The organism is Guyparkeria hydrothermalis, assembly GCF_023555385.1.
GTDB classification, from domain to species: Bacteria; Pseudomonadota; Gammaproteobacteria; order Halothiobacillales; family Halothiobacillaceae; genus Guyparkeria; species Guyparkeria hydrothermalis_A.
On record NZ_JAJSED010000001.1, the window covers coordinates 1,748,915 to 1,761,358 of the forward strand.

Consider the following 12,444-nt stretch of genomic DNA (forward strand, 5'->3'; position numbering starts at 1 on the left):
CATTCATTCAATTGAATCATTGAATGTTCCTCGAGTCCACTGCGCCGAGGTCCGCCATGTTCCTGATCCAGCATCCCTGCGAATTCAGCTCGCTCGCATACCTCTTTGGTTGTGCTGGCAAAGGGGTGGCCATGGCCGTCGACGTACATGCGGACGACGTCTACCGCTTTGTCGAAATGGCCGAGCAGAAGGGTGCGAGCATCCGCTACGTGGTCGACACCCACGTCCACGCCGACCATCGCTCCGGTGGCCCGGCCCTCGCCCGGCGCACGGGGGCGGAATACCTGCTGCACGAGTCCGCACCGGTCAAGCACCCATTCCGCGGCGTGCGACACGGGGAGCGACTGGCCCTGGGCAATGTCTCGGTCGAGGTGTTGCACACGCCCGGCCATACCGACGACCACGTCTGCCTGCTGGTCACCGATCACAGCCGCGCCGACGAGCCGTGGTGCCTGCTCACCGGCCATACCCTGTTCCCCGGCGGGGTGGGCCGGCCGGACCTCCACGGCCGCGAACGCGAGATGGTGGAAAAGCTTTATGACTCGCTGTTCGGCTCCGTCCTGAGCCTGCCGGATCACGTCGAGATCCTGCCCGGCGCCCAGGCCGGCAGCGTCTGCGGTGGCGGCATAAGCGGCAAGCCGGTCTCGACGCTGGGCTTCGAGAAGCGCCACAACCGCGGACTCGTCCGCGACCGGGAGGCGTTCGTCGATGCCATCGCGGCGATCGAGCTGCCCCCGGTCGACGACATCTCGGCGTTCTACGCCTTCAATACCGGAACCTGACCGACCCGCGCCGGTGAAAGCGAACATCACAACATGAGGGAGCCGATGGACCTGACTCACGGCATCGCGGCCAATCGCGGCCAGTTCATCCACTTTCTGCTGCAGGTGTTTTTCGTCGGCGCCCTGGTGGGCATGACGCGCACCGTGCTGCCGGTGCTCTCGGAATCCGACTTCGGTCTGGCCGCCGGCGCGTTCACGTTGCTGGCGAGCTTCGTGGTGATCTTCGGCGTGATCAAGGCGTCGCTCAACCTGCTCGCCGGTCGTCTCTCCGACCGCTACGGACGCAAGCGGGTGCTGGTGGCCGGCTGGCTGTTCGCCCTCCCGGTCCCGCCGCTGCTGCTGGTCGCCGATTCGTGGAACTGGGTGCTGCTGGCGACCGTGTTCCTGGGCATCAACCAGGGGCTGGCCTGGTCGATGGCGCTGAACAGCAAGCTCGACCTAACCCACGCCCACCAGCGCGGCCTGGTCAACGGGGCCAATGAGTTCGCCGGCTACGGCGGCGTCGCAATAGCCGGCTATGTCGCCGCGATCGCGGCCGAACAGCTCGGTGCCCGCGAGGGCCTGTTCTGGTTCGGTCTGGTCGTGATCCTGCTGGCGCTGGCACTGGCGCTCCGGAGTGCGCGCGACACCCTGCCCTGGGCACATGCCCAGCAACAAGCCAGCGGTAACGGCAAGACTCCACCCACGCGCCGAGGCCTCGCCTTCTTCCTGCATGCCACCTGGGGCAACCGCAGCCTGCTCGCCATCAACCAGGCCGGCCTGGTGGAGAAATTCACCGACACCATCATCTGGCTGTTCGTGCCCATCCTGTTGGTCTCCCGCGGGGCGGAGCTGGTCACGGCGGGCTTCCTGGTGGGTATCTACGGCATGGTCTGGGGCGCCGGGCAGCTGATTACCGGCCCGGCCTCCGACCGTCTGGGGCGGCGCGGGCTGATCACCTGGGGGATGTGGTTATGCGGCGCCGGAATCGTGACGATCGCGTTGAGCCACTCGGTCTGGATCTGGGGCGCGGCACTGGCGGTGACCGGCATCGGCATGGCGATGCTCTACCCCACGCTTGGCGCGGCCGTGGCCGACCACTGCGAGCCAGTCGAGCGGGCGGGCGTGCTCGGGGTATACCGCTTCTGGCGGGACTTCGGCTACGCGGTGGGGGCGCTGGCCCTCGGCCTGACCGCATCGCTGACCGGCGGCATCGAGGCGGGGTTCTGGCTGACAGGAGGTGCCATGGCCCTTTCCGGCCTGTGGGTCGCCCTGCGACTCGCCCCAAGCCAGCCGAACGATTGACTGCCGCCAGTTGGCACTAGGCTTGCTACTCTTTCCTGTAAACAGCGATGAATCCGCGCGAGCACATATTCTTGTCAAGAATTGACGCAGGCTGGACGAACAGCGGATTCGATCTGGACACAAGGAGAGAGGATCCATGCGACTTCGTCAAACCCTGCTGATCGCGAGCCTGGCGGCCCTGATCGCGCCAGTGTTTTCCGCCCAGGCAGCCGGCGGCATCACCTACCGCTGGGTCGATGCCGACGGCAATCTGCAGCTGAGCGACACCTTGCCGCCCCGAGCGGCATCGCAGGGCTACAAGGTGCTCGATCCGTCGACCGGCAGGGTGTTGCGGGAAGTCGCTCCGCAGAAGACGCAAGAGCAGCGTGCCCAGGAGCAGGCCGAGCGCGAAGCCGAGTTGCAGGCACAGAGCGAGGCCCGCGAACAGGCCCGGCGTGACCGGGTCCTGCTGTCGCTGTACGGCAGCCAGGACGACATCAAGCGAGTACGTGACGAACGACTCGAGCGCATGGACGGCCGCATCCGTCACATGGAGGGTTCGGTCGAGCGGATGGAGGCCAACATCGCCGCCGGCCATGGCGACGACAGCTACGTCCGTGACCTCGAACAACTAAAGCAGGCCCTCGAGGAAACGCGGGCCGAGCGGCGCTCCATGGCCGAGCGCTACGAATACAACCTGCGACGTTTCCAGCAACTCAAGCGGAAGGACTGACCCGGCCAGCCCGGGGCAATCAACCGCGGATCAGGGTGCCCACGCCCTGGTCGGTAAGCAGCTCCAGCAGCACGGCATGCGGCACCCGCCCGTCGATGATCTGCACCGTCTTCACCCCGCCACGCACCGCATCCAGGGCGAAATTGATCTTCGGCAGCATGCCGCCGTAGATGGTGCCGTCCGCGATCAGCCCCTCGACATCGTCGGCGCTCAGCCCGGTGAGCAACTCGCCCGAGCTGTCGAGCACGCCGGCGGTATTGGTCAGCAGGAGCAGCTTCTCGGCATTCAGCACCTGGGCGACCTTGCTCGCCACCACGTCGGCGTTGATGTTGTAGGCCTCGCCGTCCTCACCGACGCCGATCGGCGCGATCACCGGAATGACGTCCGAGGCGTCCAGCGTCTGGATGATGCCGGGGTCGATCGAGGCGACCTCGCCGACGTGACCGATATCGATGATCTCCGGCTCGTCGAGCTCGGGGTGCTTGCGGGTGACCTTGAGCTTGCGCGCACGCACCAGGCCGGCGTCGCGACCGGTCAGGCCGACCGCCCGGCCGCCGTGGCGGTTGATCAGGGCGACGATGTCCTTGTTGACCAGCCCGCCGAGCACCATCTGCACCACGTCCATGGTCTCGCGGTCGGTGACCCGCATGCCCTCGACGAACTCGCCTTCCTTGCCGATCTTCTTCAGCAACTCGTTGATCTGCGGCCCGCCACCGTGAACGATCACCGGGTTCACGCCCACCTGCTTCAACAGCACGATGTTGCGGGCGAAGGCGTCCTGCAGCGCCTCGTCCACCATGGCGTTGCCGCCAAACTTGATCACCACGGTCTTGTCGAACAGGCGCTGGATGTACGGCAGCGCCTCCATCAGCACGTCGGCCGTCAGGGCAGGGTCGAATCGGGGCATGTCGGGATCTCTGTGTCCTGGGATGGAATCGGGGAAACGCCTCAGCTGCGGCCGGTGTGGCCGAAGCCGCCGGTGCCGCGCTCGCTCTCGGAGAACTCGTCGACGGCCTCGAAGGCCACCTGGACCACCGGCACCACGATCAGCTGGGCAATGCGCTCACCGATATCGATGGTGAAGTCGCTGTTGCCGCGGTTCCACACCGAGACGAACAGCTGCCCCTGGTAGTCCGAGTCGATCAGGCCGACCAGATTGCCCAGCACGATGCCGTGCTTGTGGCCCAAACCCGAGCGCGGCAGGATCATGGCCGCCAGCTCCGGGTCGTCGAGGTGGATCGCCATGCCGGTCGGCACCAGCTCGGTCTGCCCTGGAGACAGGGTGAGCGGCGCCTCCAGACAGGCCCGCAGGTCGAGACCGGCGGAGCCGTCGGTGGCGTAGTCGGGGCGGGGAATCTCGTGACCCAGTCGCGGGTCGAGCCATTTGACCTCAACGCGATGCATGCTTTTCCTGTCGAATCTGTTGGTAGGTGTCGAGGACCTCGCCGGCCAGCCGCGTCTTGTCGGCCTTGGGCAGGTCCCGCCTGCCGCCCTCCCAGAGGAGGAGCAGCGCATTGTCGGGGGTGTCGAAGCCGAGGTTCTCGCCGACGCGGTTGGCACAGATCAGGTCCATGCCCTTGGCGCGGCGCTTGGTCTCGGCGTGCTCGACCAGCCGTTCGGTCTCGGCGGCGAAACCGATCACGAACGGTCGCTCAGCGCGGTCCGCGACACCCTGAAGGATGTCGGGATTGCGCAGCAGTTCGAGTGTCATGGTCTCGCCCTGCTTCTTGAGTTTCTGCCCGGCCGGATCGGCGACCCGGTAGTCGGCCACCGCTGCGGCGCCGATGAACAGGTCCATCGTCTCGATTGCCTCGACCGCTGCCTGCATCTCCGCGGCCGTCTGCACGTCCATGCGGGTCACGCCTGCCGGGGTGGGCAGGGCGGAGGGGCCGGCGATCAGGGTGACGTCCGCGCCGCGCCGGGCGGCTTCCGCGGCCAGCGCGAAGCCCATCCGCCCGGAGGAGCGATTGGCGATGAAGCGTACCGGGTCGATCGGCTCGCGGGTGCCACCGGCGGTGACCACCAGCCGCTGACCGGCAAGATCCCGCGATGGGGCACCGGTGTCTGCGAGGACGGCAGAGGCGATCGCCTCGGGCTCCATCATGCGCCCGGCACCGGTCTCGCCGCAGGCCTGCGATCCGGCATCCGGACCGAGCAGGCACACGCCGCGCTTCAGCAACACGTCGCGGTTGGCCTGGGTGGCCGGATGCGCCCACATCTGCTGGTTCATCGCCGGAGCGAGTTGAACCGGCGCCGTACTCGCAAGACAAAGCGTGGACAGCAGATCGTCGGCCATGCCGGCGGCCAGCCGCGCCATCAGGTCGGCACTGGCCGGAGCGATCACGATCTGCTCGGCCCAGCGCGCCAACGCGATATGATCCATGCCGGACTCTGCCTCGGCATCCAGCAGGGTGGTACGCACCGGATGACCGCTGACGGCCTGGAAGGTCAGCGGCGCGACGAAGCGGGTGGCGGACTCCGTCATCACCACGCGCACCTCGCAGCCGGCCTCGACCAGGCGACGCACCAGCGTCACGGCCTTGTAGGCCGCGATGCCGCCGGAGACGCCGACGAGGATACGCTGGTTGCTGGGTGCCGATTCGCTCATGGGCGCAGTTTACCAGCGCCGGCCTTTCGGCGCTGCGGCGCCCGACACCACCGACCGGAACGACCGATGACCGAAACGCCCGAACCGACCGCCAAACGCAAACGCCGCCTGCCACGCTGGGCGCGCTGGACCCTCGAGGGCCTGGTGTTCATCGGCGCGCTGCTGGCCGTGCAGGCCTGGATGGGCCCGGACCTGCCGGAAGGCGAGATCCCCGGCATGACCCTGGAAACCCTGGACGGAGATACCGTCACCATCGGCGGGGCGGCGGACGCACCCGCGGTGGTGGTGTTCTGGGCCACCTGGTGCGGTTACTGCCAGGTCGAGATGCCGTGGCTGGTGGATCTGGTCGACGACCACCGGGTGATCACGGTCGCGATGCAGTCCGGCAGCACGGCGACGGTGCGCCAGTACCTGGTCGAGAACGATCTCGAGGCGCTGCCGGTGGTCAACGACCCGAGCGGCCGCCTCGCGAAGAGCCTGGGCGTCAACGTCACCCCGACCTTCCTGTTCTTCGACCGCAATGGCCACGTGGCGCACAGCACCACGGGCCTGACCAGCCCGTGGGGTGTTCGACTTCGCCTGTGGTGGCTCGGCCGCAGCTGAAGAATCAGCTCTCCTCGATGGCCGCGAGGAGGTCGTCGAATGCGGCCTGGAACTGGTCGACGCCCTCGTCGAGCAGCTGGTCGCGCACCGCGCCGTCCATTTCGATGCCCAGATCGGCAAGCGCGTCCCAGACCTCCCGGTCCTCGTCGATGCGCGGCTTCAATGTCGAGGCGATCTTGCCGTGGTCGGCGAAGGCCTCAAGGGTCGCGTCAGGCACGGTGTTGATGGTGCGCGGCGCGATCAGGTTCTCGACATAGAGCACATCCGAGTAGGCCGGATTCTTGGTGCCAGTGCTCGCCCACAGCAGGTATTGCGGGCGGGCGCCGAGCTGCTCGAAGCGGTCGAAGTCGCTCTCCTCGAACACCTCGCGGAAGTGCTGGTAGGCCATGCCGGCCAGCGCCAGCGCGGCCCGCCCCTTGAGCGACTCGGCTCGCTCGCCGCCGATCGCATCCAGCTTCTTGTCCACCAGGGTATCGACGCGGCTCATGAACAGGCTGGCGACCGCCCGCACCTCGGACGGCTTGCCGCCGCTCTTCTCCAGCTGCTCCAGCCCGCGCCGATAGGCGGCGAACACGCGCTTGACCTGATCGAGCGAGAACAGCAGCGTCACGTTGACGCTCACTCCCTCGGCGATCAGCCGCTCGAAGGCCTCGATGCCCTCGATCGTGCCGGGCACCTTGATCAGGACGTTCGGCCGGTCGACCAAGTCACGCAGATGATGGGCAGCATCCACCGACTGGGCCGCATCGTGGGCGATGCCCGGCGACTCCTCCCAGGACACCCAGCCGTCTTCGCCATGCGAGGCGTCCCAGACGTGGCGCAACAGATCGCAGGCGCGCTGGATGTCGTTGACCACCAGGTGCTCGTAGACCGATTCGATCTCGTCATAACGACGCTTGCACTCGGCCAGATCGTCCGTGTAGAGATCGCTGCCGACAATCGCCTTCTTGAAGATCGACGGGTTGGAGGTCACGCCACGAATGCCGTACTCGGCGATCAGTCTCGGCAGGCCATCGTCCTCGAGCAGCTTGCGCGAGAGGTTGTCGAGCCAGAGGCTCTGGCCCTGCGATTCGTGTAGTTGGGTCAGCGCATACGCGGTCATCGTCGGCTCCTCCTAGTTGGCTCCGCGTGCCGCCAACGGCGGCAATGAACGACGCTACCGGAAGCTTAGACGGTGCACACGCGGTTTATCGCGGATCGAAGGGCATCGACGTGCGCATCTCCTCGTAGAACTCGCGCGCCTCGTCGGTCTTCGCCGGCGGGGTGTGGATCATCAGCACCAGGAAGAGATCGCCGCCGGCAAAGCCGCGCTTGGGGATGCGCAGCTTGCGACCCGACTGCGACCCGGCCGGAATGCTCATGTTGATGCGCTTGCCGTCGGGCAACGTCACCGGCACCTTGGTCCCGAGGGCCGCCTCCCAGGGCGTGATCGGCAGCTCCTGGAGGATGTTGTTGCCGTCGACGCGATCCCGGTCCTCGTCCCGCAACATCAGCTTGAGGTAGAGGTCACCGGCCGGCCCGCCCATGGGGCTCGGCTGCCCTTGGCCGGACAGCCGGATGCGCCGCCCCGGCGTCGAGCCTGCCGGCACATTGACCTTCAGCGAGCGCGTCCCGCCACGCCCGTCGGCCAGGCGGATGGTGTGACTGCCGCCCTGGACCAGCAGATCCAGCGGCACCGGTGCCTCGGCCTCGACGTCCTGGCCCTTGACGCTGCGCGCCCGACCGCCGCCGGCCGGCCCGGCGCCCGCGCCACCGAAGCCGCCACCGAAGAACTGGGCGAAGAAGTCGGAAAAGCCGCTGCCGGCGAAGTCCTCGGCGCCGAAGCCGCCACCGAAGCCACCCGGCCCGGCACCGAACTCGTCGCCCTCGCGGTAGCCGGCACCGAGAGCATCGTAACGGGCCCGTTTCTGCTCGTCGCCGAGCACCTCGTAGGCCTCGTTGATTTCCTTGAACTTGTCCTCGGCCTCGTCGCTCTGGTTACGATCCGGGTGATACTTCTGCGCGAGCTTGCGATAGGCGCGCTTGATCTCGTCCTGCGACGCGTTGCGCGCCACGCCCAGCGTTGCGTAATAGTCGTGATATTTCACGCCTGCACTCCTCCGAGTGATGTTCTGTTGTTCACGGCGTCTCGGAAGCCCGCCATGCCTCGGACGCGCTTTCGAGACACCCGCGAGAGCGCCTGCTCAAAAGACGAAAAGCCCGGGACCGCCGGGCTTTTCGCAGGTGGCCGGGCCGGGCGGCCGGACCGGATCAGCTGACCTCGATACGCCGCGGCTTGGACGTCTCCGCCTTGGGGATCGTCACGGTCAGTACGCCGTGCTCGGAACTGGCCTTGATGCCCTCGGCATCCACCTGCTCGGGCAGGGTAAAGCGCCGATAGAAACGGCCATAGTGCCGTTCGATGCGCGCATAGCCGTCCTGCGACTTCTTGAGCTCGGAATTGCGATCGCCCTTGATCTCGAGCACGCCGTTGTCGGCGGTGATCTCGACCTGCTTGGGGTCGATGCCCGGCAGATCGACGTGCAGCTCGTAGGCGTTCTCGTTTTCCTTGATGTCGACCGCCGGCGCCCAGTCGGCGATCTCCAGCTTACCTTCGTCGCGCCCCTCAGCGAGACCCGGCTCGAACAGCGAGTTCATCTCGCGGTAGAGCTGGTCGAGCATGCCCCACGGCTGGGTCCGGCTCTGACCTTCCGGCTTGTAACGCACGATAGCCATTTCAACACCTCCCTACGATGCTTGGTTAATGACCGATCAACGTGTCGTTCATGCCTGTTTATGTAGGTCAGCCGCGGGAATTTTCAAGAGCCTGCGGATTCCCCAAACGCAACGAGGCCCCGCGGTGGCGGGGCCTCGTGTCACGCTATCGGACCGACCGGCGACTCAGCGCTGGCGGGCCTTGAAGCGCGGGTTGGTCTTGTTGATGACGTAAACCTTGCCGCGACGACGAACGACCTGGCAGTCCTTGTGTCGCTTCTTGGCCGACTTGAGAGAAGACAGAATTTTCATGGACGCCCCTTTTCGCTAATCCGCTCGGTTCCACATAAAGCGCGGCACTATAGCGGCTTTTTCCGCTCGGGGCAAGCCGTTACGTCGAATGGCCGGCGCCGGTTCGCTGCATTCACTGCGACTTGCGGGTATGCTCGCGGGCCGAAGACTTCATACGCACGCGGAGCCCGCATGACCGACATCGTGATCGCGACCAACAACGACGGCAAGATGGCCGAATTCGAGGAAATGCGACGGGTGCTGGCGGAGAGCCACCCGACGCTTTCCGGGCTGCGGTTCGTCTCCCAGCGGCAATGGCAGATCGCCTCGCCGGTGGAGGACGCCGACAGCTTCCGCGGCAACGCCCTGATCAAGGCGCGCCACACCGCCGCCGAGACAGGCCGACCGGCGATCGGGGATGATTCGGGCCTGATGGTCGACGCCCTCGACGGCCGACCGGGCATCTTCTCCTCGCGTTTCGCAGGCGAGGATGCCACCGATGCCGAGAACAACGCCAAGCTGGTCGAGGAGCTCGCCAAGCAGCCGGGCGCGCCGCGCACCGCCCGCTTCGTCTGCGCGCTGGCCTTCGTCCGCCATGCCGACGATGACGCGCCGATCGTGGTCGAGGGCACCTGGGAAGGCGACGTGCTCGATGCACCGCGCGGCGAACGCGGGTTCGGCTACGACCCGCTGTTCTTCTCGCGGGAGCACGGCATGAGCGTCGGCGAGATGGACCCGGACGAGAAACACCGCATCAGCCACCGCGCCCGCGCCCTCAAGCAACTGATCGAACAACTGGCCGATCTGGAGCTGAAATAAGCCATGGCCCTGCTGCAGTTCACCGACAACCCGCCGCTGTCCCTCTACGTCCATCTGCCCTGGTGCGTGGAGAAATGCCCCTACTGCGACTTCAACTCGCACGGCCTCAAGGGACGCGACCTGCCCGAGGACGAATACGTCGATGCGCTGCTGCGGGACCTCGAGCCCGAGCTGCCGCTGACCTGGGGACGGCCAATCGAGACCATCTTCCTCGGCGGTGGCACCCCGAGTCTGTTCTCGCCCGAAGCGCTCGACCGGCTGATGTCGGGCCTGCGCGCGCTGCTCGACCTACGCTTTACCCGCGAGGTGACCCTGGAGGTCAATCCGGGCACCGACATGGCCTCGCGGCTGGCGGAGTACCGAGCCATCGGCTTCAACCGGGTCTCGATCGGCGTGCAGAGCTTCAACGACCGCTCCCTGGAACGCCTCGGACGCATCCATGATCGGCGCGCAGCCTGGCGCACCATCGAGGCGGCCCACGACGCGGGACTCGACAGTTTCAATATCGACCTGATGCACGGCCTGCCGGAGCAGACCGAAGCCGATGGTCTGGCTGATATCGAGACGGCCCTGTCGCTCGAGCCGCCGCACCTGTCCTGGTACCAGCTGACAATCGAGCCGAACACGGCCTTCGCCTTCAGCCCCCCGGCGCTACCGGCGGATGCGACCCTCGACCGGATTGGCGAAGCGGGCCGCGAACGGCTGATCGGCGCCGGCTACGAGCACTACGAGATCTCGGCCTTCGCCCGGCCGGACCATGCCTGCCAACACAACCTCAACTACTGGCAGTTCGGCGACTACCTGGGGATCGGCGCGGGCGCGCACGGCAAGCTGACCCTGCCGGCTGAGAACCGCATCGAGCGCCGCGTGCGCAGCCGTCACCCCAACCGCTACCTGGAGCTCGCGGGGCAGGCGGACAACATCGATGCCCACGACATCAGCCGCCAGGACCTGCCGTTCGAGTTCATGCTCAACGCGCTGCGACTGACCGACGGGTTCCCGGTGAGCCTGTTCCAGAAGCGCACCGGCATGCCGATCGCGGTAGTCTCGAAGACGCTGCGCGGGCTGGAAGACGACGGCCTGATCGAGTGGGACATCCAGACGATCCGGCCAACCGACCGCGGCCTGCGCTTTCTCAACGACGTGCTGGGCCGCTTTCTCCCCGACGGGGACTAACCCGCGATCAGTCGCGTTTCTTGCGCGGCCGGCGCCAACCGTCGATCTCTGTCTGCCGCGAGCGGGCCACCGCCAGGCGTCCTTCGCCCACGTCACGGGTGATGGTCGAGCCGGCACCGATCGTGGCATCGCTGCCCACGGTCACCGGCGCGACCAGCTGGGTCGACGAACCGACGAACACCCGGTCGCCAATCTCGGTGTGGTGCTTGTTGGAGCCGTCGTAGTTGCAGGTAATCGTGCCGGCGCCAAGGTTGCAGTCGTCGCCGACGCGGGCATCGCCCACGTAGGAGAGATGGTTCACCTTGGAGCGCTCACCGATGCGGGCGGCCTTGATCTCGACAAAATTGCCGACCTTTGCCGCCGAATCCAGCGCGGCACCCGGACGCAGCCGGGCATAGGGCCCGATGGCGTTGTCCCCGGCCGTGACCACGCCGTCGATATGGCTGAAGGCCTCCACGACCGAGTTCGGGCCGATCTCGCAATCGCGCAGTACGCAGTGCGGCCCAATCCACACGTTGTCACCGAGGCGCACGTCACCCTCGAACACGCAGCCGACGTCGATCGAGACGTCCATGCCGCAGTCGAGCATGCCGCGTACATCGAGGCGTGCGGGGTCGACAACCGTCGTGCCGGCCAGCGCCAACGCCTCGGCCTGACGTTCCTGGTAGATGCGCTCGAGGCGCGCCAGCGCCAGGCGGTCATTGACGCCAGTCACCTCCCAGGCATCCTCGGCGATCACCGCATCGACCGGCTTGTCCTCGTTGGCGGCCATCTCGACGATGTCGGTCAGGTAGAGCTCGCCCTGGGCATTGCCGGCCTCGAGGCTGTCCAGCCAGGTGACCAGGTCGCCGTAGCGCGCCATCAGGATGCCGGTATTGACCTCCTGTACCTGTCGCTCGGCCTCGCTCGCATCCTTCTGCTCGACGATCCGTCGCACGCTGCCGTCCGTATCGCGCAAGATGCGGCCGTAACCGGTCGGGTCATCCATGTGCACGGTCAGCAGCGAGACTACCGCCTCGGTGGCCGCCAGATCACCGAGGGTCTCTGCGCCCAAGAGGGGCACGTCGGCATACAAGACCAGGACGCGATCGTTGGCCTCGGCCTCGAGACCCTCGATCCCCAGTTGCACCGCGTGGCCCGTGCCGTTCTGCTCGTGCTGCCAGACCCATTGCACGTCACGCCCGGCCTGCGACTCTCGCACCGCTTCGCCCTCGTGGCCGATCACCACCCGGATGCTGGCCGGTTCGAGCGCCTCGGCGGTATCCAGGCAGTGCGCCAGCATCGAGCGTCCGGCAATCTCGTGCAGGACCTTCGGCGTCGCCGAGCGCATCCGCGTGCCCTTTCCGGCGGCCAGCACGACGACGTGCAACCGCCCCTTCACCGAATCTGTCATCTGATGAGTCCTCTCGTTTCGTGCCGCATCCCGTCGGCGGAAACAAAAAAGGAGCCCCGGGGGCCCCTTCCTTCATCGCGTA

At 66.8% G+C, this 12,444-nt stretch carries 14 protein-coding genes; 6 read left to right on the top strand and 8 right to left on the bottom strand.

Annotated elements, in window-relative coordinates; genetic code table 11:
- Positions 1-56 precede the first annotated feature (56 nt).
- From LV476_RS08105 to LV476_RS08115, 3 genes are all read left to right on the top strand, one after another.
- Entirely contained in the window at positions 57-782 is a 726-nt protein-coding gene (locus tag LV476_RS08105; RefSeq protein WP_349666004.1) for an MBL fold metallo-hydrolase, read from the top strand.
- A gap of 33 nt (positions 783-815) precedes the next feature.
- Positions 816-2,066, top strand: a complete 1,251-nt coding sequence (locus LV476_RS08110; protein ID WP_250075108.1) for an MFS transporter — start codon at positions 816-818, stop codon at positions 2,064-2,066.
- Positions 2,067-2,202: 136 nt separating this feature from the next.
- On the top strand, positions 2,203-2,778 hold the full coding sequence (locus LV476_RS08115; protein WP_250075109.1) for a DUF4124 domain-containing protein: 576 nt from the start codon (positions 2,203-2,205) through the stop codon (positions 2,776-2,778).
- 19 nt (positions 2,779-2,797) lie between these two features.
- Here the strand turns inward: LV476_RS08115 and argB are convergent, their stop codons facing one another.
- Genes argB through coaBC form a run of 3 tightly spaced genes read right to left on the bottom strand, consistent with a single transcriptional unit; the run spans position 2,798 to position 5,386 of the window.
- Entirely contained in the window at positions 2,798-3,685 is an 888-nt protein-coding gene (gene argB, locus LV476_RS08120) for an acetylglutamate kinase (protein WP_250075112.1), read from the bottom strand.
- Between the two features lie 41 nt (positions 3,686-3,726).
- A complete protein-coding gene (gene dut, locus LV476_RS08125; RefSeq protein WP_250075113.1) occupies positions 3,727-4,182 on the bottom strand; it encodes a dUTP diphosphatase in 456 nt (151 codons plus the stop codon).
- Positions 4,169-5,386 (bottom strand): bifunctional phosphopantothenoylcysteine decarboxylase/phosphopantothenate--cysteine ligase CoaBC, encoded by a 1,218-nt coding sequence (coaBC, locus tag LV476_RS08130; protein ID WP_250075115.1) that lies wholly within the window; start codon positions 5,384-5,386, stop codon positions 4,169-4,171. Before coaBC ends, dut begins: the two co-directional genes overlap by 14 nt.
- Before the next feature lie 66 nt (positions 5,387-5,452).
- On the opposite strand from coaBC, the gene LV476_RS08135 reads away from it, so the two are divergent.
- Entirely contained in the window at positions 5,453-5,989 is a 537-nt protein-coding gene (locus LV476_RS08135) for a redoxin domain-containing protein (RefSeq protein WP_250075117.1), read from the top strand.
- Between the two features lie 4 nt (positions 5,990-5,993).
- Here the strand turns inward: LV476_RS08135 and tal are convergent, their stop codons facing one another.
- The 4 genes from tal to ykgO form a co-directional block, all read right to left on the bottom strand.
- On the bottom strand, positions 5,994-7,091 hold the full coding sequence (gene tal, locus LV476_RS08140; protein WP_250075119.1) for a transaldolase: 1,098 nt from the start codon (positions 7,089-7,091) through the stop codon (positions 5,994-5,996).
- An 85-nt stretch (positions 7,092-7,176) separates the two neighbouring features.
- Positions 7,177-8,076, bottom strand: a complete 900-nt coding sequence (locus LV476_RS08145) for a DnaJ C-terminal domain-containing protein (protein WP_250075121.1) — start codon at positions 8,074-8,076, stop codon at positions 7,177-7,179.
- Between the two features lie 163 nt (positions 8,077-8,239).
- Positions 8,240-8,704, bottom strand: a complete 465-nt coding sequence (locus LV476_RS08150) for an Hsp20/alpha crystallin family protein (protein ID WP_250075122.1) — start codon at positions 8,702-8,704, stop codon at positions 8,240-8,242.
- Between the two features lie 165 nt (positions 8,705-8,869).
- Positions 8,870-8,995, bottom strand: a complete 126-nt coding sequence (gene ykgO / locus LV476_RS08155; RefSeq protein ID WP_058574874.1) for a type B 50S ribosomal protein L36 — start codon at positions 8,993-8,995, stop codon at positions 8,870-8,872.
- Positions 8,996-9,166: 171 nt separating this feature from the next.
- Between ykgO and rdgB the strand changes: the two genes are divergently transcribed.
- Together rdgB and hemW are read left to right on the top strand one after the other, a co-directional pair.
- Complete coding sequence (gene rdgB, locus LV476_RS08160) at positions 9,167-9,793, top strand: RdgB/HAM1 family non-canonical purine NTP pyrophosphatase (RefSeq protein WP_250075124.1); 627 nt, start codon at positions 9,167-9,169, stop codon at positions 9,791-9,793.
- A 3-nt stretch (positions 9,794-9,796) separates the two neighbouring features.
- Complete coding sequence (gene hemW, locus LV476_RS08165) at positions 9,797-10,969, top strand: radical SAM family heme chaperone HemW (RefSeq protein ID WP_250075126.1); 1,173 nt, start codon at positions 9,797-9,799, stop codon at positions 10,967-10,969.
- A gap of 7 nt (positions 10,970-10,976) precedes the next feature.
- On the opposite strand, the gene glmU is transcribed toward hemW, so the two are convergent.
- Positions 10,977-12,362 (bottom strand): bifunctional UDP-N-acetylglucosamine diphosphorylase/glucosamine-1-phosphate N-acetyltransferase GlmU, encoded by a 1,386-nt coding sequence (glmU, locus tag LV476_RS08170; protein WP_250075128.1) that lies wholly within the window; start codon positions 12,360-12,362, stop codon positions 10,977-10,979.
- Positions 12,363-12,444 lie beyond the last annotated feature (82 nt).